This window comes from Thauera sp. 28 (genome assembly GCF_000310145.2).
GTDB lineage: Bacteria > Pseudomonadota > Gammaproteobacteria > Burkholderiales > Rhodocyclaceae > Thauera > Thauera mechernichensis.
Genome location: NZ_AMXA01000043.1, coordinates 1 through 23,924 on the forward strand (window position 1 = coordinate 1; position 23,924 = coordinate 23,924).

21 protein-coding genes are annotated in these 23,924 nt (G+C 67.4%); 17 read left to right on the forward strand and 4 right to left on the reverse strand.

Annotated elements, in window-relative coordinates:
• Window positions 1-353: 353 nt before the first annotated feature.
• Window positions 354-596, forward strand: coding sequence for a hypothetical protein (locus tag C662_RS18115; protein WP_002932788.1), 243 nt, complete (start codon window positions 354-356; stop codon window positions 594-596).
• Between the two features lie 205 nt (window positions 597-801).
• Window positions 802-1,929: an aminotransferase class V-fold PLP-dependent enzyme gene (locus tag C662_RS18120; protein ID WP_002932790.1), complete on the forward strand. Its 1,128-nt coding sequence runs from the start codon at window positions 802-804 to the stop codon at window positions 1,927-1,929.
• Window positions 1,930-1,975: 46 nt separating this feature from the next.
• Here the strand turns inward: C662_RS18120 and hflX are convergent, their stop codons facing one another.
• Window positions 1,976-3,328 (reverse strand): GTPase HflX, encoded by a 1,353-nt coding sequence (gene hflX, locus C662_RS18125; RefSeq protein WP_002932796.1) that lies wholly within the window; start codon window positions 3,326-3,328, stop codon window positions 1,976-1,978.
• 315 nt (window positions 3,329-3,643) lie between these two features.
• Between hflX and C662_RS18130 the strand changes: the two genes are divergently transcribed.
• Both C662_RS18130 and C662_RS18135 read left to right on the forward strand, forming a co-directional pair.
• Complete coding sequence (locus C662_RS18130; RefSeq protein ID WP_002932800.1) at window positions 3,644-3,964, forward strand: hypothetical protein; 321 nt, start codon at window positions 3,644-3,646, stop codon at window positions 3,962-3,964.
• A gap of 91 nt (window positions 3,965-4,055) precedes the next feature.
• Window positions 4,056-5,846 carry a potassium/proton antiporter gene (locus C662_RS18135; RefSeq protein ID WP_232433311.1) on the forward strand — a complete coding sequence of 597 codons (1,791 nt, stop codon included), beginning with the start codon at window positions 4,056-4,058 and terminating at the stop codon, window positions 5,844-5,846.
• On the opposite strand, the gene C662_RS18140 is transcribed toward C662_RS18135, so the two are convergent.
• Entirely contained in the window at window positions 5,821-8,349 is a 2,529-nt protein-coding gene (locus C662_RS18140) for a heavy metal translocating P-type ATPase (protein WP_002932804.1), read from the reverse strand. The genes C662_RS18135 and C662_RS18140 overlap by 26 nt on opposite strands.
• A 200-nt stretch (window positions 8,350-8,549) precedes the next feature.
• Here C662_RS18140 and C662_RS18145 point away from each other — a divergent pair, with 200 nt between their 5' ends.
• The 13 genes from C662_RS18145 to C662_RS18200 all read left to right on the forward strand — a co-directional run bounded on the left by C662_RS18145 (window position 8,550) and on the right by C662_RS18200 (window position 19,130).
• The gene (locus tag C662_RS18145) at window positions 8,550-9,014 is read left to right on the forward strand and encodes a hypothetical protein (protein WP_002932808.1); all 465 of its coding nucleotides are present in this window, start codon (window positions 8,550-8,552) and stop codon (window positions 9,012-9,014) included.
• A gap of 45 nt (window positions 9,015-9,059) precedes the next feature.
• Window positions 9,060-9,482 (forward strand): c-type cytochrome, encoded by a 423-nt coding sequence (locus tag C662_RS18150; protein ID WP_002932811.1) that lies wholly within the window; start codon window positions 9,060-9,062, stop codon window positions 9,480-9,482.
• Between the two features lie 194 nt (window positions 9,483-9,676).
• The gene (locus C662_RS18155) at window positions 9,677-11,950 is read left to right on the forward strand and encodes a heavy metal translocating P-type ATPase (RefSeq protein WP_002932813.1); all 2,274 of its coding nucleotides are present in this window, start codon (window positions 9,677-9,679) and stop codon (window positions 11,948-11,950) included.
• A gap of 35 nt (window positions 11,951-11,985) precedes the next feature.
• A complete protein-coding gene (locus tag C662_RS18160) occupies window positions 11,986-12,276 on the forward strand; it encodes a DUF2933 domain-containing protein (RefSeq protein WP_002932817.1) in 291 nt (96 codons plus the stop codon).
• Window positions 12,273-12,476 carry a hypothetical protein gene (locus C662_RS20700; RefSeq protein WP_332307105.1) on the forward strand — a complete coding sequence of 68 codons (204 nt, stop codon included), beginning with the start codon at window positions 12,273-12,275 and terminating at the stop codon, window positions 12,474-12,476. Before C662_RS18160 ends, C662_RS20700 begins: the two co-directional genes overlap by 4 nt.
• Window positions 12,477-12,582: 106 nt before the next feature.
• On the forward strand, window positions 12,583-13,359 hold the full coding sequence (locus C662_RS20705; RefSeq protein WP_332307106.1) for a methyltransferase family protein: 777 nt from the start codon (window positions 12,583-12,585) through the stop codon (window positions 13,357-13,359).
• 183 nt (window positions 13,360-13,542) lie between these two features.
• Window positions 13,543-14,853 carry a TolC family protein gene (locus C662_RS18170; RefSeq protein ID WP_002932821.1) on the forward strand — a complete coding sequence of 437 codons (1,311 nt, stop codon included), beginning with the start codon at window positions 13,543-13,545 and terminating at the stop codon, window positions 14,851-14,853.
• A 2-nt stretch (window positions 14,854-14,855) separates the two neighbouring features.
• On the forward strand, window positions 14,856-16,262 hold the full coding sequence (locus tag C662_RS18175) for a multicopper oxidase family protein (protein ID WP_002932823.1): 1,407 nt from the start codon (window positions 14,856-14,858) through the stop codon (window positions 16,260-16,262).
• Between the two features lie 83 nt (window positions 16,263-16,345).
• A complete protein-coding gene (locus tag C662_RS18180; protein ID WP_051018598.1) occupies window positions 16,346-16,885 on the forward strand; it encodes a cupredoxin domain-containing protein in 540 nt (179 codons plus the stop codon).
• 62 nt (window positions 16,886-16,947) lie between these two features.
• Window positions 16,948-17,241, forward strand: a complete 294-nt coding sequence (locus C662_RS18185; RefSeq protein WP_002932828.1) for a copper-binding protein — start codon at window positions 16,948-16,950, stop codon at window positions 17,239-17,241.
• A gap of 119 nt (window positions 17,242-17,360) precedes the next feature.
• Entirely contained in the window at window positions 17,361-17,693 is a 333-nt protein-coding gene (locus C662_RS18190; RefSeq protein WP_002932831.1) for a hypothetical protein, read from the forward strand.
• 514 nt (window positions 17,694-18,207) lie between these two features.
• On the forward strand, window positions 18,208-18,663 hold the full coding sequence (gene parS / locus C662_RS18195; RefSeq protein WP_002932834.1) for a type II RES/Xre toxin-antitoxin system antitoxin: 456 nt from the start codon (window positions 18,208-18,210) through the stop codon (window positions 18,661-18,663).
• Entirely contained in the window at window positions 18,663-19,130 is a 468-nt protein-coding gene (locus C662_RS18200) for an RES family NAD+ phosphorylase (protein ID WP_002932837.1), read from the forward strand. The genes parS and C662_RS18200 overlap by 1 nt, the downstream gene beginning before the upstream one ends.
• Before the next feature lie 761 nt (window positions 19,131-19,891).
• Here the strand turns inward: C662_RS18200 and C662_RS18205 are convergent.
• Window positions 19,892-23,119 carry an efflux RND transporter permease subunit gene (locus tag C662_RS18205; RefSeq protein ID WP_002932839.1) on the reverse strand — a complete coding sequence of 1,076 codons (3,228 nt, stop codon included), beginning with the start codon at window positions 23,117-23,119 and terminating at the stop codon, window positions 19,892-19,894.
• On the reverse strand, window positions 23,106-23,924 hold an 819-nt coding region (locus tag C662_RS18210), incomplete at its 5' end, for an efflux RND transporter periplasmic adaptor subunit (protein WP_002932840.1). The genes C662_RS18205 and C662_RS18210, both read right to left, overlap by 14 nt.

Below are 23,924 nucleotides of genomic sequence, written 5' to 3' on the forward strand. Positions count from 1 at the left end.
AAAAGCTCGCGGCTGGCGCCGCTCCTACCGGAAACCACCACGTGCATCGCCCGCCGTGGGAGCGGCGCCAGCCGCGAGGGGTTGAGGACGACATGGCCAAAGGCGCCTCACCAAAAGCTCGCGGCTGGCGCCGCTCCTACCGGAAACCACCGCGCGCATCGCCCGCCGTGGGAGCGGCGCCAGCCGCGAGGGGTTGAAGGCGACATGGCTGAAGGCCCCTTACCAAACGCTCGCGGTTGGCGCCGCGCCTGCCGAGAACCGTGGGTGGGCCGACACGCGCTGCGCATGAACCATTCACACAAATGTGCGTCCCATCGCTACATGCCACAAGCCCGCAACACCGGGAGATGCCCATGATCACCTCGCGCCAGCCCAGCGGCGAACGGACAGACCTGCTGCAGATCGCCAACCATGTCTTCTTCATGACCGCGCTGCTCTTCGTCGCCCACCAGAACGCGCTCACTACCGACGTGGTCCGCTCGCAGACGGCCTTCGTCGCGCAGGCGCTCAACCTGCAGCCGCGCACGCCGCCCCCGGGCTTCGACCCGGACGAGATGGTGCTGGACGGCCTCGACGCGGTGACGCCTGCGGACTGAGACTGTCCGGCCGCTGTAACTTGCCCCGCCGCCGTCCGTGATGGCCGCGGGGCTTTGTATGGGATTGCGGAGGCGTCCGCAGCAGCGAGCCGCTACAATCGCGCCTTGCTCCTCGACTCGCCCGCGCCACCGAGGCCAGGCTTTCAGGCCGTGCGCGCGAGCGGTTCGAGCCGATTTCCGACTTACCCGTATTGCTGGAGGCCCCATGCCCGCCCTGTTGCCCAACGTCGATCCCGATGGCCTGCTCGAGTACTCGGTGGTCTATACCGACCGCTCGCTCAACCACATGTCGCAGGCCTTCCAGGGTGTCATGCGCGAACTGTCGGCCACGCTCAAGAAGGTCTATCACGCACAGGCCGTCGCCATCGTGCCCGGTAGCGGCACCTTCGGCATGGAGGCGGTCGCGCGCCAGTTCGCCACAGGCAAAAAGGCACTGGTGATCCGCAACGGCTGGTTCAGCTACCGCTGGACGCAGATCTTCGAGATGGGGAACATCCCGAGCGAGGCCGTGGTGCTCAAGGCCCGCCAGATCGCCGACGAAGCCCAGGCGCCCTTCGCCCCCGCCGCCATCGACGAGGTCGTGGCCACCATCCGCAACCAGCGCCCGGAAGTGGTGTTCGCCCCCCACGTCGAAACCTCGGCGGGCATGATCCTGCCCGACGACTACCTGCGCGCGGTCGCTGATGCCACCCACGAGGTCGGCGGCCTGTTCGTGCTCGACTGCATCGCCTCGGGCGCAATCTGGGTGGACATGGCCGCCACCGGCGTCGACGTGCTGGTGAGCGCGCCGCAGAAGGGCTGGACCGCCTCCCCCTGCTGCGCAATGGTGATGCTGAGCGCCGCCGCGCGCGAGCGCATCGAGGGCACCACCAGCACCAGCTTCGCCTGCGACCTCAAGAAGTGGCTGCAGATCATGGAGACCTACGAGGGTGGCGCCCACGCCTACCACGCCACCATGCCCACCGACGGCCTGGTCACACTGCGTGACGTGATGCGCGAGACGGAGGCCTACGGCTTTGACAAGGTGAAGGGCGAGCAGCTCGAGCTCGGCGCCCGCGTGCGCGCCCTGCTCGAGGCGCGCGGCTTCCCGAGCGTGGCCGCGCCCGGCTTCCAGGCCCCGGGCGTGGTGGTCAGCTACACCACCGACGACGGCATCAAGACCGGCGCCAAGTTTGCCGCCGCCGGCCTGCAGGTGGCTGCAGGCGTGCCGCTGGCCTGCGACGAGCGCCCGGACTACAAGGCCTTCCGCATCGGCCTGTTCGGGCTCGACAAGCTGCACAACATCGAGCGCACGGTGGCCACGCTGGGCAAGGCGCTCGACGAAGTCGCCTGATCAGGCGCTGCGGGCGCGAGAGCGCCCGCAGCGCCCCACCTGCTGATCAGCCCGTACGGTCGCATTGGCCGCATTGGCCGCGCAGTCTCTCGACTGCCTCGGGCTCTCCGCGCAGCCTGAAGAACGCGCCTTCGTCCTCGGCCCTTTCCTCCAGCACCTCACAGTTCGCGTAGATCTCCTTGCGCAACTGCTGGGCGGACCAAGGCAGCAACAGCTCGGTCTCGACCAGATGCTGCTGGAAGAACGCCACGATCGTCCGCCGTAGCGCGGCCACCTCTTCGGGCCGGCGCGCGCTCATCACGATGCAGCCCGGGTACTTCGCGCGCAACGCCGCTTCGCATTCGGCCTGTGCGTCGGCGTCACCGACATGATCGATCTTGTTGAAGACGCGGATGCGAGGCACCTCGTCGGCGCTGATCTCGGCCAACACCGTATCGGTGACTTCAAGCTGGCGTTCGAAGCCCGGATCACTCGCGTCGATGACGTGCAGCAGCAAGGCCGCATCGAGCGCTTCGTCCAGGGTGGATTTGAACGAGGCCACCAGGCCATGAGGCAGGTTCTTGATGAAACCGACGGTATCACTGACGAGCACACGCGGCACGCTTTCGGGGTAAAGCGTACGCACGGTGGTGTCCAGCGTGGCGAAGAGCTTGTTGGCCACCAGCACCTCACTGCCGGTCAGCGCACGCATCAGCGTCGACTTGCCGGCATTGGTGTAGCCGACCAACGCCACATTGGCGAGGCTCTGCCGCCCCTGGCGGCGCGCGCGCTGGGTCTTGCGCTCGGCCTCCATCGCGACGATCTCGAGCTGCAGTTCGGCAATGCGGTCACGAATCTTGCGGCGGTCGAGTTCGGTGTGCGACTCGCCGGCACCGCGGCCTCCCACCCCGCTGCGCTGCCGCCCCTGCGGCCCGGCGAGCTTGGCCGCTTCGCGCAAACGCGGTGCCATGTAGCCCAGCCGGGCGATCTCAACCTGCGCCTTGGCAGCACGCGAGCGCGCGTTACGGTGAAAGATCTCGAGGATGACCATGGTGCGGTCCATGACCTCACAGCCCGTCTCCAGCTCGAGGTTGCGCGCCTGCGAGGGCGAGATCTCGTGATCGACCAACAGCGCCTCGATCGCGCCTGTGCGCGGCACCGTGGCCAGCGGCGCCGCTTCAAGGCCCGACTGGGCAGCGACGAAGTCGCGTACTTCCTGGCGCTTGCCAACACCCAGGTAACCCGTGGTGTCAAAACCGGCGCGCTTCTGCGTAAAGGTTTGGACAACCCGGTAGCCCAGCGTCTTCGCCAGTTCGCGTAACTCGGCCAGCGAGGCTTCGAACTCGGCGTCGCTCACGTTCGGGCGTTGCACCGAGGCGACGATGGCGTTGCGGGGTTCGTCGGCGAGGTCTTTTTGCATTCGAGGGGGCTTCTATGAGCGATTCGGGGGTGTGATGGTAACCGGCAATCGCGTCTCCGCCGGGCTTGCTCGGCAAGAAGTCGCGTCTGCCGTCGGTCTGCCTGCGAACAGCTCGCCCCCTGGGCGGCAACGATGCCGCCAGATCCACGCCCCGGCATGTAGAGCCCCGGGAGCGGGATGCTAGACTGCGAACAGATTCACGCACGGAACCTTCGTGTCCCGGCTGCGGTCCCGAGTCGGGCGTTGTCTGCCGTTGTGAGCACGAGCCGCAAGCCCAAGTATCCGCCCCCCGCGCCACTGCCCACTGTAAAGACCATGACGAACTCACTGCTCATCGCCATCGTGACCGACGAAGTCTCGGACGCTGCCCTTGCCATCGCCGAGCGTGAAGGCATCCGCGGCGCCACCATCCTGCCCGCGAGCGGCATCAGCCAGTCGCCGCTGCGCACCTTCTTCGGCCTGACCTTCCAGAGCGCCATGACCATCCTGTTCTGGATCGCCGAAACCGACACCGCCAACCGCACTGCGCAGCGGCTGAACGAGGAACTCGACCTCGACTCGCCGCAACAGGGCCTGGCGCTGACACTCACCATCGACCAGCTGTTCGGGCTTGATCTGGGCAAAGCCGCAAACTGACCCGTTCATCTCCTCGGCAAAGGCGTTGGGCGTGCTTGATCGCAGCTGAACCCCCTACCCTCATGCATCTCCAAGGCCCTGAATGGACTGGATGTTCACCGCAATTCTCGTCGGCGCAGGGCTCATCACCCTGTCGATCCTGACGAGTGCCCTGGCCTTCCGCTTCGGGACGCCGCTGCTGCTGGTCTTCCTCGGCATCGGCCTGATTGCGGGCGAAGATGGGCTGGGGCTGCAGTTCGACCACGCCGAGACCGCCTTCTTCCTCGGCAGCGTGGCGCTCGCCGTGATCCTGTTCGATTCAGGCTTCGGCACCCGCGTGCAGACCTTGCGCCGCGCTGCCGCACCGGCCTTCGTCCTGGCGACGGTCGGCGTGTTCCTGACCACCCTGTTCGTGGGCGCGGCCGCACGCGTGTTGTTCGACCTGCCCTGGCTCTACGCCTTGCTGATGGGGGCCATCATCAGCTCGACCGATGCGGCGGCGGTGTTCTTCCTGCTGCGCTCGGGTGGCGTAAAGATCTACAAGCGCGTGCGCTCGATGCTGGAGGTGGAGTCCGGCTCGAACGACCCGATGGCGATCTTCCTTACCATCCTGTTCATCGAGATGATCCTCGCCGAGACACGCGGCAGCGTGATGACGAGCTTCCTGCACGGCTTCGGCATGCAGATGGGCCTGGGCCTGGCCCTCGGCGTGGCAGGTGGCTACCTCATCGTCGAGATCGTCAACCGCGTCCGCCTGGAGGAGGCGCTCTACCCCATCCTGGTGATGTCCTGCGGCCTTTGCGTGTTCGGCATCACCGCTTATCTAGGTGGTAGCGGCTTCCTCGCCATCTATGTCGCCGGCATCGTCGCCGGCAACCGCGACATGAAGGGGGCCTCGGCCCTGCGCCGCTACCAGCAAGGCATGACCTGGCTCGCACAGATCGTCATGTTCCTCGTGCTCGGCCTGTACGTGACGCCGTCGGAGTTCGGCACGGTGCTGATTCCTGCGCTTCTGCTCGGGCTCTTTCTCATCGTCATTGGTCGTCCCCTCGCGGTCGTGCTCTGCCTGCTGCCCTTCCGCTACGACCGCGAGACGGTCACCTTCACGGCCTGGGTCGGACTGCGCGGCGCGGTCTCCATCCTGCTCGGCATCCTGCCGGCGGTGATGGGCGTCGAGGGTGCAGAACTCTTCCTCAACGCGGCCTTCATCATGGTCGTCACCTCGCTGCTCGTGCAGGGCTGGACCATCAAGCCGGCGGCTGCCCGGCTCAAGCTCATCGTACCGGCAGGCATCGGCCCGCTCGAACGCATCGAACTCGAGCTGCCCGGCAATCCCAAGCACGAGTTGCTGATCTATCGCGTGCTCGACGACAGCCCGCTCATCATGGGTGGTGCGACCCTGCCGCGCTGGGCGCGCCCTTCGCTCGTGGTCCGCAACGGCCGCTCGATGCAACCGGAGCAGGCTGGCCACCTGCAGGCGGGCGACCTGGTCTACCTCTTCACACCGCCCGAATACACCACCCTGCTCGACCGCCTGTTCTCGCAGATCAAGGCGCCCGAGCAGGGCGATACCGAGTACTTCGGCCAGTTCATGGTCAACACCGACGCGCGCGTGGCCGACCTGGTCAGCGCCTACGACCTGCAGCTGCCCATCGAGATTCCGCCCGAGCTCAGCGTGGGCGACTTCCTGCACACCGAACTTGGCGGGCAACCCGTCATCGGCGACCGGGTACCGCTCGGCAGCTTCGACTTCGTCGTACGCCGCGTGCACCAGGGCAAGACCGTCACCGAGGTCGGCCTTGCCCTGCACGGCGAAGCCCGGCCATCAGCCTACGTGCGCAAGGCACGCCAGCCGCGGGGCGATTTCAGGGCGAGACTCAGGCGGATAATGAACCGCCAGTGAAGCGGCGCAGGCGCAGCGCGTTGCCGAGCACGAACACGCTCGACATCGACATCGCCGCCGCAGCGAACACCGGCGACAGCAGCAGCCCGAAGGCCGGGTAGAACACCCCTGCGGCAAGCGGAATCAGCGCGCTGTTGTAGGCAAAGGCCCAGAACAGGTTCTGGCCGATGTTGCGCATGGTCGCACGCGACAGCGCGATCGCGCGCGGCACGCCCGTCAGGTCGCCCGACATCAGCACCACGTCAGCGCTCTCGATCGCCACATCGGTGCCGGTGCCGATCGCGATGCCCACGTCGGCCTCGGCAAGCGCCGGCGCGTCGTTGATGCCGTCGCCGACGAAGGCGACGCGGCGGCGTCCTTCACCCCCGCTCGCCTTGCCGTCCTCGCCCCCTGCCAGCCGCTTCAGCGCCGCCACCTTGCCATCGGGCAGCACCTCGGCGATGACCTCGTCGATCCCCGCCTGGCGCGCGATCGCGCGCGCGGTACGCGCGTTGTCGCCGGTGATCATCGCCACCTTCAGCCCCATGCCGTGGAGCGCCTTGACAGCCGCCACCGAGGTCGGCTTGAGCGGGTCGGCCACCGCCAGGATCGCCGCCAGGCGGCCGTCGATCGCCGCGTACAGTGGCGACTTGCCCTCGTCGGCCAGGCGCGCAGCGATGTCGGCGAAGACGTCGACATCGAGCCCCAGGCGGCGCATCAGGCGGTCGGCACCGACCTCGACACGCTGTCCATCCACCTGCGCACGCACGCCGTAGCCGGCCTCGGCCTCGAAGCCTGCAGCGCTGGCGACTGCCAGCCCGTCCGCACGCGCGGCGGCGACGATCGCCTCGGCGATCGGATGCTCGGAGCCCCGCTCCACCGCCGCCACCCGCGCCAGCACCCCGGCGCGCTCGAAGCCCGCAGCCACCACCAGGTCAGTGAGCTGCGGCTTGCCCACGGTGAGCGTGCCGGTCTTGTCCACCGCCACCACCTCGGCCTCGCGCAGCAGCTGCAGCGCGTCGCCCTTGCGGAACAGCACGCCCATCTGCGCCGCGCGCCCGGTAGCGACCATGATCGAGGTCGGCGTCGCCAGCCCCATCGCGCACGGGCAGGCGACGATCAGCACCGCCACCGCGCACACCAGCGCGAAGCTGAGCACCGACACGTCGGCCGGCAGCGCGCCGCCACCGAACACCAGCCAGGCGAGGAAGGTCAGCGCCGCCACCGCCATCACCACCGGCACGAACACCATCGTCACCTTGTCCACCAGCGCCTGGATCGGCAACTTGGCGCCCTGCGCCGCCTCGACCATACGGATGATCTGCGCCAGCACCGTATCCGCCCCCACCCGGGTGGCGCGGAAGGCGAAGGCGCCGCGGGTGTTCAGCGTGCCACCGACCACCGTCGCGCCCACGCCCTTCTCCACCGGCACCGGCTCGCCGGTGATCATCGACTCATCGACGAAGGATGCACCCTCCACCACCTCGCCATCGACCGCCACCTTCTCGCCCGGGCGCACCTCAACCACGTCGCCCACCGCCAACTCGGCGATCGGCAGTTCGATCAGCTCGGTGCCACGGCGCACGCGCGCACTGCGCGGCTGGATGCGCATCAGGCTACGGATGGCGTCGCTGGTGCGGCCGCGCGCACGCGTCTCGAGCAAGCGCCCGATCAGGATCAGCGTGATGATCACCGCCGCCGCCTCGAAATAGACATTGACCGTACCTTCGGGCAGCAAACCGGGCGCGAACAGCGCCACCACCGAATACGCCCATGCCGCCGAGGTGCCCACCGCCACCAGTGCGTTCATGTCCGGCGCGCCGCGCAGCAGCGCCGGCACGCCCTTGCGGAAGAAACGCAGACCCGGCCCGAACATCACCGCGCTGGTGAGCACGCACTGCAGCAGCCAGCTCTCGCGGTGGCCAATCGTGGCCATCACCCAGTCGTGCATGCCCGGAATCAGGTGCGAGCCCATCTCGAGCACGAACACCGGCAGGGTAAGCGCCACCGCCACCCACACCGCCCGCCGCAGCGCCGCCTCCTCGGCCGCGGCATCGGCCTCGCGCGCGCCGACACTCACCTCACTGGCCGGACGGGCGCCAAAGCCGGCCTTTTGCACCGCAGCGACCAGCGCCGCCGTCGGTACGCTGCCGGCGAACTCCACATGCGCCTTGCGCGCCGCCAGGTTCACGTTTGCCGTCACTACCCCGGGCACGCGCTGCAGCACCTTCTCGACCCGGCCCACGCAGGCCGCACAGCTCATGCCCTCGATGTCTAGCTCGAGCGCCTCGCGCCGCACCTCGTAGCCCGCCTTGGCCACCGCCTCGATCAGCGCCGACAGCGGCACCGAAGCCGGCGCCGTCACGCTCGCGGTCTCGGTGGCCAGATTGACGCTCGCCGCCTGCACGCCCTCGACCTTCAACAAGGCCTTCTCGACATGGGCCACGCACGAGGCGCAGGTCATGCCGGCAATGTTCAGGCTGCGCAGCGCGCCCGCCGGAGGCTTGGTTGTAAGGGTATTCATAATGCGACCTGCTTCAGTGGGTATTGACCAGGCGACTTTAAACCTTGCCAACATGGGAAGGTCAAGAAGATCCCATGCGACCCCATCACGCCAGGTGAGATTACGAAGATGTAATCCCCCCGTCAGCGGAGTGTCGGTGTGGGCAACCTAGAGTGGAAGCGTCTCGATACGACGAATCCGCTGACCCAAGGAGGTTTGCCATGAGCACGCTGACTCACACTCGCACCCCGCTGCTGTTCGCGACCCTGATTGGAGGCAGCCTGCTCTTTGGCCCATCGTTTGCACAGCAGACCGAAGATCACGCAGCCCATCACCCCGCTGACGCCGCGGCCACGGAGGCCGCGCCCGCAGCCCCAGCGGCGGCCCGAGTCACGGCGATGCGTGAGCGCATGGAGCGAATGCGGCAGATGCGTGACCCAGCCGAGCGCATGCGCTTGATGGAGGAGCAGATGGCCGACATGGAGGGCATGATGCAGGCGATGCCGGCGGATTGTCCGATGATGTCCGGCGACCGGCCCATGGGACCCGGCATGATGAAAGGCGGCATGATGGGCGGCGCCATGCCCGGCATGATGGGGGGCCAGGGTCGCGGCCCGGAAGCCATGCACCAGCGCATGGAGGCGATGGAAAAGCGCATGGACGCGTTCGAGAAACGTGCCCAATGACCGTCCCCGGCCCACCAAGCGCATGGACACCATGAGCGAGAAAGGATGAAGCGCGATCTCGAGTTGAAGCTCTGGGGGACCGAATCGAGCGCGGCCCGATGGGGTGTTGCCATGTTGCTGTGTCTGACCACGACAGGCATCGCCGCACAGAGCTGGCAGCCGCCGCCGCAGCCCAGCCCCGGGTTGATGCCCAACCCAAATGCAGGCAAGCCGCTCTACGAGGCGCACTGCGCGTCCTGCCACGGCGGCGGCCTCAATGGCACCGACTCCGCCCCCCCGCTGCTGCACAAGATCTACGAACCCTCGCATCACAGCGATGCCGCCTTTCAGATGGCGGTGGCGCAGGGCGTTCGCGCCCATCACTGGCAGTTCGGCGACATGCCGCCGGTCGAAGGCCTGACGCCCGATGACGTTGCCCACATCACCGCCTACATCCGCATGCACCAGCGCCGCGTCGGAATTCGCTAAGCGATCCCGTTTGTGACGGGCTTTGGGGGGCGCCAACGCCCCTTGACGACTGGGCTCGGGTGCCGCCTGCCCTCCCAGCAGATCCGCATACGGCCGCACCGCAACCATCCTGACGAAACCGTAATCGGGCCGCCATCGGGCGGACAGCCGCAGTCGGTCATGCTGCAACCACGATCGACAGAAGGTGCAAGGCCATGAACGCCCCCGCCACCGCGACGAGAACCGCGCTCTTCACCGTGCCGGGCATGGGCAGCAATCACTGCGCCGGCCTGGTATCGACATCCATCCGCAGGGTGGACGGCATCGAAGGCGTCGAGACCAACATCGCCAACCATCGCGTCACGGTGCGCTTCGACGCGATGCGCACGCAGCCGGATGCGATTCGTGCCGCGATCGAGCGCGCCGGCTATGAGGTCGATGGCGTCGCTGACGTCGATCCCGAAACTCCCTCGCGCGGACAGCAGGCGAGCGACGCCGAGGAACGCTACCTCGCACTGGCGACGCGGCGGCTGTGGATCGCCGCTGTGCCGGCATCCCTGGTCATGCTGCTGATGGTGCCGCACATGTTCTGGCAGCCGATTCCGGGCTATCTGCTCATCGTCGCAGTCCTTGCGTTTCCGGTGGTGTTCACCCACGGCGGGTGGGCGACGCATCGTTCGGCCTGGCGCTCGCTGAAGAATCGCACCGCCAACATGGACGTCCTGATCTCGCTGGGCAGCATCCCGCCCTACTTGATCGGGCTCATCGGCTTCATCTACCCGATGACGTCCTTCATCGAGATGGCCGCGACCATCATGACCTTCCACCTGCTTGGCCGTTACCTGGAGACGCGCGCCAAGGGGCGCGCCTCGCAGGCAATCAGAAAGCTCGTCACCCTCGGCGCCAAGACCGCGTCGGTACTGCGCGAAGGCCACGAGGTGGAGGTGCCGGTCGCCGAGCTCGCGGTCGGCGACGTGATGGTCGTGCGCCCCGGCGCGAAGGTGCCGACCGATGGAGAGATCGTCGAAGGCACCAGCCACCTCGACGAATCGATCGCTACCGGGGAGTCGGTACCGGTCGAGAAGGGGCCGGGCGAGGCCGTGATCGGCGCAACGATCAACAAGGAGGGCTTGCTCAAGGTCCGTGCGACCCGGGTTGGCACTGACACCTTCCTGTCGCAGGTGATCAGTCTGGTCGAACAGGCACAGGGCTCGAAGGTTCCGATCCAGGAGTTCGCCGACCGCGTCACCGGCCGCTTCGTGCCGGCAGTGATCCTCGTCAGCCTGGCGAGCTTCGCGATGTGGCTGGCGATCGGCGCGAGCCTGCAGCCGGTGCTCGACTGGGGCGCGGGCTTCCTGCCCTGGGTGGACGCGAGCCGCACCCCGCTCATCATCGGCACCCTGTCTGCAGTGGCCGTGCTGGTGATCGCCTGCCCCTGTGCGCTGGGCCTGGCCACGCCGACGGCGCTGATGGTCGGTTCCGGCATCGGCGCCGAACGCGGCGTGCTGATCCGCTCCGGCGAGGCGATCCAGACGCTGAAGGACATCAAGGTCGTCGTGCTCGACAAGACCGGCACCATCACCGAAGGCAAGCCGGCCCTGACCGACGTCGTCCCTGCTGCAGGCATCGACGAAGCCGTCCTGTTGCGTGCTGCCGCGGCGATCGAGGCGGGTTCGGAGCATCCCCTCGGGCAGGCCATCGTCGCCAGCGCGCGAGCGCGTGGCATCGCCGTTCCCGCGGTCCAGTCGTTCAGGGCTGTCACGGCGCGCGGCGTGCAGGGGGAGGTCGATGGGCGCCTGGTGCGCGTCGGCAGCCGCCGCATGCTGGATGAGGCCGGAGTCGCCTATGGCGCACTCGATGCGGCGCTCACGCGCCTCGAGAACGAGGGCAAGACCGCCATGCTGGTCGCGATCGACGATCGCGCCGCGGGCATCGTCGCCGTGGCCGATACCGTCAAGGCCGACTCGAAATCTGCAATCGCCGCGCTTCATGCGCACGGCATCCATGTGGTGATGGTCACCGGCGACAACGAACGCACCGCTCGCCATGTCGCCGCCCAGGTCGGCGTGGATGAGGTCATGGCCGGCGTATTGCCGGAGGGCAAGGTCGAGGCGATGCGGCGGCTTCAGCAACGGTACGGCGATCATGTCGCACTGGTCGGCGATGGCATCAACGACGCGCCGGCGCTCAAGCAGGCCAACGTGGGCATCGCGATCGGTGCCGGGGCAGATGTCGCGATCGAAGCCGCCGAGGTGACGCTGGTCAAGGGCGAACTGACCAAGGTCGTCGAGGCCATCCGGCTGTCGAAAGCAACCTTCTCGAAGATCGTGCAGAACCTGTTCTGGGCCTGGTTCTACAACGTCGCGGTGATCCCGATCGCCGCGCTCGGACTGCTGCACCCGATGATCGGCGTCGTCGCGATGACCGCCAGTTCGCTGTCGGTCATCGGCAACTCGCTGTTGCTGCGGCGTGCCCGCATCGGTATCTGACAGCCTGTAACGACTAAAAAGGGAAGGAGGCCACCATGCCCTGCCACAACGAAGCCCCGCGCAAGCTCAGGTCGGCGGACCCGAAAGCCGCGTCGCGCCCCCTGCCTAAACCACTCAAGTGGGCCATCCCCGCCTTTCTGGCGCTCATCGCCGGGCTGCTGCTGTTCGAGCATCGCCTGCACCTGAATGCCCTCCTTCCCTGGCTGCTGCTCGCCGCTTGCCTTGTCATGCACCTTTTCATGCATCGTGGCCATGGCAAGCACGGGCACGACCGCCGCACCCATGAACAGCACCACGACCATCGTGACGGGGCAGATCACCCATGACGCTCCCTTCCGATTACGGCCTGTGGTCGCTCGTTGTGTTGAACTCGCTGATCTTCAGCGTCTTCGCGTTCAGCTTTGCCCGGCCCCGCACGACACGCGACTGGCGCTCGTTCGGGGCCTACTCGGCGTTTGTCGTTGCGCTATTCACCGAGATGTACGGGTTTCCGCTGACGATCTACCTGCTATCGGGATGGCTGTAGCACGATGCAGGCCATCTGCTCGAGATGATGTTCGGATGGGGGGGGGAACCCGCACTTCGGCCCCTTCCACCTCCTCAGCACCGCCTTCATCGTCGCCGGCTTCTGGTTGCTTGCGAAGTCCTGGCCGGTGCAGTACGAGGCCCGGCGCGCGCGCCGCGTCGCGCATACCGGACCCTATGCCCGGATCCGCCACCCGCAGTACGTCGGTTTCATCGCGATCATGTTCGGCTTTCTGTTGCAATGGCCGGCGCTGATCACCGTCGTGATGTTCCCGATCCTGCTAGCGGTCTATGCACGGCTTGCCAGGCGCGAGGAACAAGACTCGCTGGCCGAGTTCGGTGACGCATACCGCGCCTATATGGACTCGACGCCCGCCTTCATGATCGACGAGAAGTTAGCGCGCGGCTCAGAAGAGGAAAGGCGTCCGCATCGTCATGTTGCTGACGTCGAAGTAATGCCCGCATCAGGCTGCTGTCATGGGTGCCTCCCTATCATGGAATCCGTGACGCACACAGCGCATCACGTCCAAAGAACGACAAGGAGCAACACCATGACGATCAAGAAAACCATCATCGCCATTTCCTTCGGCGTCCTCGCCGTTCCGTTTGCGAGTGCCGACAGTGGCATGCGCTGGATTGGTGGGGAGCTTGGATACGACTTCCACGCCATGCCCTCGACCAAGAGCCGCGCCGAGGTCCTCCAGGAACTGCGTGCATTCCGCGCCAATCCAGTCGGCGCGGACGGCTGGCGTTACGTGGGTGGCGAGGTCAGCTGGGTGCCCCCGACGCAGGTCGGCAAGGCGGCAGACAGCTCGCCACGGCCCTCGCTGCAGATGACCGAGGAAGAGCGTCGCCGATTTGCGGAGCTCTACGCCGGTAGCTGAGCGCAGGACGACGGCTTCTCACAACCCATCGCGGATTACAGCTTTGTAATCCGCGGCTCAGCATCCGGTAAGGACGCTGGCAGCATCATTTGCCCCGAGGCCTTCTCGCGTGCGCGCGAAGGGCCTGGCCTACCACGCATATACAAGCGTGGACGCATCCAACGAGAGAGAAGGAGTCAGGACTTGACCCGCAAACGCCACCTGGCGGGCTGGCTGGCGGTCGGCTTGCTGCCCATGGCCGTCCACGCCGCCCCGCCCTATGAGCCGGCTGCGCCGGTTCCCGCGCCACGCTACGTGCCGCTTCCCTTGCTCGACACCACGCCGCAACTGGGCGAGATCGATTGGCGCCAGGCCAATGAGACCGTCGGGCAGTTCACCCGAGGGCATATCGATGTCCTGCGCTGGGAAAGCGAGAATCCCGCAAGCGGGCAGACGGAGCCCACCCCCGCAGGCGCCCTGATCGGCGCCTCCGAATCGCTCCGCCTGGCCCTTGCCGCACGGCCCGACCTGTTGGCGACCACGTCGATGAGCCCGGCCGAGCGCGCCCGCGCCGACATTGCCGCCGCAGCGTTCTCCCGCGATGTGCTGCGCGCCTGGGTGAGCGCGGTCGCAGCCGAGACGGCCCTGACGAATGCCGGCAAGGCCTATGGCGCGGCAGAGACCGGCGCGGAGCTGGCGAGCCGGATGACCCGTGTCGGCAATTGGGCGCAGGATCGCCTGCTGAGCGAGCAGCTCTCGCTCAAGGACGCGGGCGTCGGCCTGATCGCTGCCCGCCAGGAAGCAAGCCGCGCGCGCGAAGCCCTGGCGCGGATGACCGGCTTATGGGGAGAGGCGGTGCACTTCACGCTGCCGGCGAGCCTGCCCGCACTGCCGGCCGACGCCCTCGAAGGCGCCGGGCTGGAAGCGCTGGCCTTGTCGCGTCATCCCATGCTGAGCTTGGCAACGCAGGACGCCGAGCGCGCCCTCCAGTCGCAAGGACGGGGCGCGCAGGCGCGGTGGCAGACACTCGGCGCAGAGGCCGTGGAACGCCTGCTGGGCGGACGCGCTGACGATGGCGCCGTATTGAGCCGTCCGCCTGGCACCGCGGCCGTGATCGACCTCCGGCGCGCCGCCGTGGGGCAGGATGCGCCCCATGCCTTCGGCAGGGTCGCCGACGCCGAAAGCCTGGCCGTGAGCGTGCGCTCGCAGGTACGCGAGGCCTACATCAACTACCGCATCGCCCACGATCTCGCCACCCAGGCGCTCAGCCGCCAGGGCCTGCAGGTCGCAAAGCAGGAGGAGGCCCTGCTGCGCTACAACGGCATGCTCAAGAGCACCTGGGATCTGCTCGACGCCGCCCGCGAACGGCTCGCTGCCAAAACCACCGCGGCGCAGGCGCTGCGCGACTTCTGGCTGGCGCATGTGAATCTGCAGGCGGTGCTGGCGGGCGCAGACTATCCGGGCGCCGACGGGGTCGCACAGCCGGCGGGCAAGAAAGCAGCGGGAGGGCATTGAGCATGGACAGACGACAATTCATCAGCCGTGCCGCCGTGGGGGCGGTCGCCGCCGCCAGCGTGAGCAAGGCCGCCCTCGCCGCCTTGCCCGAGCCGGTCATCCAGACCTCGCCCGACACTGCGCCGCCGCTGATGCCGCCAAGCGGCCGCCCGTACAACCCGGTGGTCACGCTCAACGGCTGGACCGCCCCCTGGCGCATGAACAACGGGGTCAAGGAGTTCCATCTGGTCGCCGAGCCGGTGGAGCGCGAGATCGCGCCCGGCATGGTCGCCCGCCTGTGGGGATACAACGGGCAGAGCCCCGGCCCCACCATCGAGGTGGTGGAAGGCGATCGCGTACGCCTGTTCGTGACCAACCGCTTGCCCGAGGCGACCTCCATCCACTGGCACGGCCAGCGCCTGCCCAATGGCATGGATGGCGTGGTCGGACTCAACCAGCGCGCAATTCCGGTCGGCAAGACCTATGTGTACGAGTTCATCGCGCGCCGGCCCGGCACCTTCATGTACCACCCCCATGCGGACGAAATGGTCCAGATGGCGATGGGCATGATGGGCTTCTGGGTGACCCATCCGCGCACCCGCAGCCCGCTCATCAACGAGGTGCAACGGGATTTCTGCTTCCTGCTCAACGCCTACGACATTGATCCCGGCAGCCTGGTGCCGAAGATCAACACCATGCTCGACTTCAACCTGTGGACCTTCAACAGCCGCGCGTTTCCGGGCATCGACTCGATGAACGTGCGCCTGGGCGACCGGGTGCGCATCCGCGTCGGCAACCTGACCATGACCAACCACCCGATCCACCTACACGGCCACGAGTTCGAGGTCACCGGCACCGACGGCGGCCCCACGCCGCCCGGTTCGCGCTGGCCGGAGGTCACCACCGATATCGCGGTGGGGCAGATGCGCCAGATCGAGTTCATCGCCGACGAGGAAGGCGACTGGGCCTTCCATTGCCACAAGAGCCATCACACCATGAACCCGATGGGCCATGACGTGCCGACCATGATCGGCATCGACCACCGCGGGCTGGTCGGGCGGATCCAGCAACTCGACCCCGAGTACATGCTGATGGGCGAGCGCGGCATGGCCGACATGAAGGAAATGCCGATGATGCTGCCCGAGCAGACTCTGGCGATGATGGCCGGCTTCGGCCCCCACGGCCCGATCGGCATGGGCGGCATGTTCACCACGTTCAAGGTACGCCGCAACCAGAAGCCCGGCGATTACTCCGACCCCGGCTGGTATGCGCAGCCGCCTGGCACCCAGGCCTTCGAGTGGCAGGGCAGCCTGCCCGAGCCCGCCCGTTTCAGCGCCGAACGCCTCAATGCCGGCGAGGTGTCCGGCCTGCGGCGCTCCGCGCTCGAGATGCAGGTCCGCAAGCCGGGTAGTGGCAAGCATCCGCATTGATCGGTAACGGTCTGATTAAATGAAGTGGCCGCCAACGAGCGGCCCCGTCGAGTTCGCCCCCCCCATAGAGGAGTCTCAGCAGAATGAACAAACGAATGCTCACCCCGATCGTCGCCGGCCTGATGCTCGGCATGGCCAGCCTTGGCTTGCATGCACACGGCAGCAAGGAGCACGGCGCGCGCCAGGCCGTCGTCAAGGAGCAGACCGGCTGGGGCGTCGCCGGGGATGCCGAACAGGTCAGCCGCAACCTGGAGGTGGTGATGACCGACGACATGCGCTTCACCCCCGCCGCGGTCAAGGTCAGCGAAGGCGAGACGCTGCGCATCGTGGTGCGCAATGCCGGTCAGATGATGCACGAACTGGTCATCGGCGACAGTGAGGCGCTGGCGGAGCACGCCGAGATGATGGTGCGCTTCCCGAACATGGAGCATGACGAGCCCTACATGGCCCACGTTCCGCCGGGCGAGACCGCCGAGATCATCTGGACCTTCAATCGCGCCGGGGAATTCGAGTTTGCATGCCTGCTGCCGGGCCACTACCAGGCGGGCATGATCGCGAAGGTGGTGGTCGCGTCGCCACGGCTGGCCAGTCGTGAGCACGAACGGCCCCAATCTGTGCAGTAGCGCAAGCCCCCACTCCGCCCCCACTGAGCTTCCAAGCGGCTCCCAATCAGCGAGACAAGACAATGAAGAATCTAATAGCCATCCTGGCGACAAGCCTGATCACCGCTTCGGCCCTTGCGGATAGCCACCTGCCCGCAGTGGACGCCGAAGTGCGTCGCGTCGATCGCAACGCGGGCAAGCTCACCCTGAGGCATGGCCACATCCCCAACCTGGACATGCCCCCCATGACCATGGTGTTCACGGTCAGGGAGCAAGCCATGCTGGATGGGGTCGAGCCGGGGGATAAGGTCGTGGTTACGGTCGACCAGATTGATGGCGCCTATGTCGTTCAATCGCTTGGCAAGGCGAAAGAGTGACGAAGGTTTCCGCAGATCGACGCTAACGCCAGATTTGCCCATATTGGAAGCCGTTTGGCTCAAACAGGAGCCTAGCGTGCCTTCTTCTGCCAAACCAGCGACGCCATCAATAGCAGCCGTTGTCCTTCTCGGCGGCGAGCCCGTACACACCCAAGGCCCCGCGTCCTGATGAACTGGATACCACTGCTGCGCAAGGGTCTGCCGTCGGCATCGGTGGACGCGGCGACGCGCCCGACACGGATCATCCAGAGCGACCTCGCTCGCTCAACATCCCGGACCGCCCCCTGGTACGCCGCCAGCGCGAAGGTACGCTCTCGCCCGAGGAGCCGGCCAAGCTCGTCCATTATGTCCGTGCCATGGAACGGGCCGAGGCGGTTTTCGAGGATACGATCGCAACCCCGAGCTGGATTCAAGACCTCAACGCCGCACTCGGCGGCATGACAACGCCATGACTGCTCGACACGGAGATCGACGCCGATAGCGTACTCGACACCCCGGATCGTATCGGCGACGGCATATTCGACTGATGCAGACGGTCTGGCACATCACCACGACGCGCTTCACTGACACCGCCTACAGCGGAGAGGGCGCGCGCCTGTACGGCGGACCTGACGGATCACCCCAACCGGCTCAAGCGCCCCCAACGAACAACTACCGGTCGGTCCACAGCCCGGGCGTCTTACGGTCGTTCGTAATGGGAAAGTCAGCGACGGCACGGTCGTCATGATCGTGCTTCGAATCGGGCACCACCCGTAGGGAACGCCCATGAAGGGCTCACCGCTCGCGCCGCTCCTACGGCGGGTGACGCGCGTGGTGGTTCTCGGTAGGAGCGGCGCCAGCCGCGAGCTTTTCGTCGTCCACGCAGGCATCACCATCCATTCAGCGGCTCGCGCGCTTACCCATACATGGACCGTGACGCCATTTTTGCCTAGACTTGAACTTACTTGGCCTCACTGGAAAACACCCATGCCCCCCTCCGCAAACGCCGCGACAAGCTCGCTGGCAGCCATCAGCCTGCTCGGCGGCGAGTCCGTGCTACATGCAAGGCCCCGCGTCCTGATGGACTGGATACCACTGCTGCGCAAGGGCCTGCCATCGGCATCGGTGGACGCGGCGACGCGCATCACGCGGATCACCCAAAGCGAGCTCGCCCATGCACTCAACATCCCGGAGCGCACCCTGGTGCGTCGCAAGCGCGAAGGCACGCTATCGCCCGAGGAGTCGGCCAAGCTCGTCCGTTTTGCCCGTGTCGTGGAACGGGCCGACGGGGTTTTCGAGGATGCGGACGCCGCCTTGGGCTGGATGCAGAGCCCCAACGCCGCACTCGGCGGCGTGACGCCGTTGTCGCTGCTCGACACTGAGATCGGCGCTGACAGCGTGCTCGACGCCCTGGGCCGTATCGAGCACGGCGTGTTCGCCTGATGCAGCCGGTCTGGCGCATCACCACCGCACGCTTCGCAGACTCCGCCTTCAGTGGCGAAGGTGCACGGCTGTTCGGAGGGCGCTGGAATCCCAAGGGCTGGCCCTTGATCTACACCGCGGCATCACAGTCGCTCGCCCTGCTCGAGCTCATGGTGCAGGACGATCCCTTGCGGGCGAACTACGTGCTGATCCCGGCGCAACGGCCTGACGACCTGCCAGTGAGGAGCATCGAAGTCGCGGACCTGCCCGCCGAGTGGCGAACGCTTGGCGCGAGGAACGCCCTGCAGGAGATCGGCCGGATCTGGATCAACGAGGGCAGTACCGCCGTGCTGAGTGTACCAAGCGTCGTGGTCCCGGCTGAGCGCAACTATCTCCTAAACCCAGCACACCCCGATTTTTCGCGCATCCAGATCGGCACGCCGCGATCGCTGGCGGTCGACACGCGCTTGCTCAGGAATCTGAGGTAGGACGATCTGCGCATAACTGACGGACCGTCCCCACCGGCTCAAGCGCCCCACTACGATCAGCTACCGGTCCACAGCCAAGGCGTCAGACGGTCGTTCCTGAAGGGAAAGGTCAGGGGAGCACCGTCGTCATGACCGGCGTCGAATCCGGCTCCGCCCGCGGGACAGGCCGCGGACGGCATGCGCACGAGGAAGACGTCGAACTTCGTGAAGGCTGGCTGGACCGCCGACGCCCGGAACCCACGGAAAGGCTTACGGTACCTGGAGCACTGCAAGCAGAGATGAGGCGGCGCCGGATTCGAACCGGATCATAGGAGCATCGGACTGCCTCTAACCATTCCCATTGGAAACAACCGCCTCATGCGCAGAGTGTAGACCACCGTCTGATCATGGCCAGTGACCGGATCACTGTTGAACACTCCAGCACCGAGGAGATCGAGCACGCACGCTGCGCTGCTGGTTGATCCCCACGCCCGTGGGGAACGCCGGATCTCTTCCATCAGGCGCCACGAGAGCCAGGCAGCGCCCCCCATGGCCAAGGGAACCCCCCGCAGCGGTGGGAACCTGAGAGAAGTAGGGCGTCGACAGGAGGGCTGCCGAGCCGATTGCGGAGACCGCGAGCGCCTACGGCGGGTGACGCGCGTGGTGGTTCTCGGTAGGAGCGGCGCCAGCCGCGAGCTTTTCAGGGCATGCGACACGCACCGTCGCCTTCGACCCCTCGCGGCTGGCGCCGCTCCTACGGCGGGCGATACGCGCGCCGCGAATCAGGCGGTCGTACGTCGTTCCCGCCGCAGCTCCCACTGCTTGACCAGCGCATACAACACCGGGATCACCGCCAGCGTCAGCACGGTCGATGACACCATGCCGCCGACCATCGGGGCGGCGATACGGCTCATGACCTCGCTGCCGGTGCCGGTGCCGAGCATGACCGGCAGCAGGCCGAGGATGATGGTGATCACGGTCATCATCTTGGGGCGCACGCGCTCGACCGCGCCTTCCATCACGGCGCCATACAGGTCGGCAACGCTGGGCGTCTCACCTTGCGCGGCACGCTCGGCGCGGATGCGCTGCCAGGCGTGGTCGAGGTAGATAAGCATGATCACGCCGGTCTCGGCGGCGACACCGGCGAGCGCGATGAAGCCCACCGCCACCGCCACGCTCATCTGGTAGCCCAGCCACCACATCAGCCACACGCCGCCGATGAGCGCGAAGGGCACCGACAGCATGACGATGAAGGTCTCGGCCAGGCGGCGGAAGTTGAGGTAGAGCAGCACGAAGATCAGCGCCAGCGTGAGCGGGCCCACCACGGCGAGCTTTTCCTTGGCGCGCTCCATGTTCTCGAACTGCCCGCTCCAGGCAGCGTAGTAGCCGGGCGGGAAGCTCACCTCCCCCGCCACCGCCTGCTGCGCGCGCTGCACGAAACGGCCGAGGTCGGCCTCGCGGGTGTCGACATACACATAGGCCACCAAGGCGGCGTTCTCGGTGCGGATGGCGGGCGCGCCGCGGGCCAGGCGGACCTCGGCGAGCTGGCCGAGCGGCACCGGGCCGCTGGCAGTGGGCACCAGCACCTGGGCGGCGATGCGCGCCGGGTCCTCGCGCAACGCGCGCGGGTAGCGCACGCTGACGTTGTAGCGCTCCAGGCCTTCGACGGTGGTCGTCACCGTCTCGCCGCCGAGCGCGGTCGCCACCGCCATCTGCACCGTGTCGATGGTGAGCCCGTAGCGCGCGAGCTGGTCGCGGCGCGGCTCGATGTCGACGTAGTAGCCCCCGGCGACGCGCTCGGCATAGGCGCTGGAGGTGCCGGGCACGGCACGCACCACGGCCTCGACCTCCTTCGCCACCCGCTCCAGGGTCTCCAGGTCCTGGCCGAAGACCTTTACTCCCACCGGCGTGCGGATGCCGGTGCTGAGCATGTCGATGCGGGCCTTGATCGGCATGGTCCATGAGTTGGCCAGGCCGGGAAACCTGACCGCCGCATCCATCTCGCCGATCAGCGCATCCACCGTCATGCCCGGCCGCCATTCCGAACGCGGCTTGAGGTTGATGACGGTCTCGAACATCTCCAGCGGCGCCGGGTCGGTCGCGGTGTTGGCACGGCCGGCCTTGCCATACACCGACTCGACCTCGGGGAAGCCCTTGAGGATGCGGTTGGTGGTGGCGAGCAGGCGCCCGGCCTCGGTCACCGACATGCCGGGCAGGCCGGCCGGCATGTAGAAGATCGCGCCTTCGTCGAGGGTGGGCATGAACTCGCTGCCGATCTGGCGCGCCGGGACCAGCGTCACCGCCATCGCCACCAGGGCCAGCAGCACGGTGGTGAGCTTGAAGCGCATCGCCAGCGCGATCACCGGGCGGTACAGCCACACCAGCAGGCGGTTGATCGGGTTGCGTTGCTCGGGGACGATGCGCCCGCGCACGAAGAACAGCATCAGCACCGGCACCAGGGTCACCGACAGGAAGGCCGCGCCCGCCATGGCGAAGGTCTTGGTCCATGCCAGCGGCGAGAACAGCCGCCCTTCCTGGCCTTCGAGCGTGAACACCGGCAGGAAGGACACGGTGATGATCAGCAGCGAAAAGAACAGCGCCGGCCCCACCTCGCGGCAGGCGCCGATCAGTACCTCGGCGCGCTCGGCGGCGGTGGCGTCGGCGCGCAGGGTCTCGAGCCGCTTGTGCGCGTTCTCGATCATCACGATCGAGGCATCGACCATCGCGCCGATGGCGATGGCGATGCCGCCCAGGCTCATGATGTTGGAGCCGATCCCCAACGCCTGCATGCCGATGAAGGCGACCAGGATGCCCAGTGGCAGGGTCACGATCGCCACCAGCGCGCTGCGCACATGGAGCAGGAAAACGATGCACACCGCGGCGACGATCAGGCTCTCTTCGAGCAGCGTCCATTTGAGGTTGTCGATCGCGCGCTCGATCAGCGTGGAGCGGTCATACACCGGCACGATCTCGGCGCCTGCGGGCAGGCCGGGGGCGATCTCGGCCAGGCGCTCGCGCACGTTTCTGATGACCTCGAGCGCGTTCTCGCCGAAGCGTGCCATGACGATGCCCGAAGCCACCTCGCCCTCGCCGTTGAGCTCGGCGATACCACGCCGCTCGGCCGGCACCAGCTCGACGCGGCCGACGTCGGCCACGCGCACCGGTGTGCCGCGACCGCCGCCATCGACCTTGAGCACGATGTCCTCGATGTCGGCCACGCTCCTCAGGTAGCCGCGGCCACGCACCATGAACTCGCGCTCGGCCAGTTCGATGACGCGGCCACCGACGTCGCGGTTGGATTCGCGGATCGCGCGTCCCACCTCTTCCAGGCCGATGCCGAAGCCGGCCAGGCGATAGGGGTCGACGGTCACCTGATACTCGCGCACGAAGCCGCCCAGGCTGGCCACTTCGGCTACGCCGCGGGCCTGGGTGAGCGGGTAGCGCACGTACCAGTCCTGCAGGCTGCGCGTCTCGGCCAGCGACAGCTCCTTGCCGGTGATCGCGTACTGGTACACCCAGCCGACGCCGGTGGCGTCCGGCCCGATCTGCGGCGCCACGCCGGCGGGCAGGCGGGCGGCGGCGGTGCTCAGGTACTCCAGCACCCGCGAGCGCGCCCAGTAGATGTCGGTGCCGTCCTCGAAGATCACATACACATAGGACGCACCGAACATCGAGAAGCCGCGCACCACCCGCGCCTGGGGCACGGCCAGCATCGCGGTGGTGAGCGGATAGGTGACCTGGTCCTCCACCACCTGCGGCGCCTGGCCAGGGTAGTCGGTGTAGATGATGACCTGCACGTCCGACAGGTCGGGCAGCGCATCGAGCGGCGTCTTCTTGATCGCGTACAGGCCGGCGCCGATCAGGAACACGGTGCCAAGCAGCACCAGGAAGACGTTGCGCGCCGACCAGTCGATCAGGCGGTCGAGCCAGCCCCCGGCTGGCGCCACGTCAACGGCGCCCGCGTCCTGCCCTGGCGCGCGCGGCGCGTCCGTCATGTCAATGTCCCGCATGCTCGCCTTCCACCTGCTCGATGCGGGTCACCACATACTCGCCCGGGCCACGGTCCTCGAAGCTGAATCGGACCGGCGTACCTGGCTGCAGGCCCTCGACCAGCCCCGGGTCGGCCAGCCCGAAGTCCATCGTCATGGCCGGCCAGCCCAGCGCCGGGATGGCCTCGTGGCTGAGGCTGACGCCATCCTCGAAGGCCTCCTCGAACACGCCGCGGGTGTCGTGGCTCGGGTAGTCCTGCGGCGCATCGCCCATGCCGGCGAGCGCGGCGCGCAGCTGGCTCTCCGAGTCGATCAGGAAGTTGGCCGAGACGACCACGCGGTCGCCCTCGGCGACGCCCTCCAGCACCTCGACCTGCTCGCGGCCGCGCTCACCGATGCGCACCGGCTGCGGCTGGAAGCGGCCTTCGCCAAGGGCGCGCAGCACGACCTGGCGCTCGCCGTCCTCGATCAATGCCGAGGCTGGCAGCAGCAGGCGCTCGCGCGTGGCGCCGGGCGCCAAGTCCACGGTGGCGAACATGCCCGGGCGCAGCAGTCCCGCGCGGTTGTCGAGCTCGATGCGCACCGGGGTGCTGCGGGTGCCGGCGTCCAGGGTCGGATAGACGTAGCCGATACGGCCCTCCAGCCGCTGGCCGGGCAGCGCATCCACGCTCACCGCCACCCGGTCGCCCACCTGCACGCGGCCGAGGTCGCGCTCGAAGACGTCGGCGATCACCCACACCCGCGACAGATCCGCGATGCGGAACAGCGCCTCGCCCGCCATGAAGCGCGCGCCCTGGGTCGCCATGCGCTCGAGCACGATGCCGTC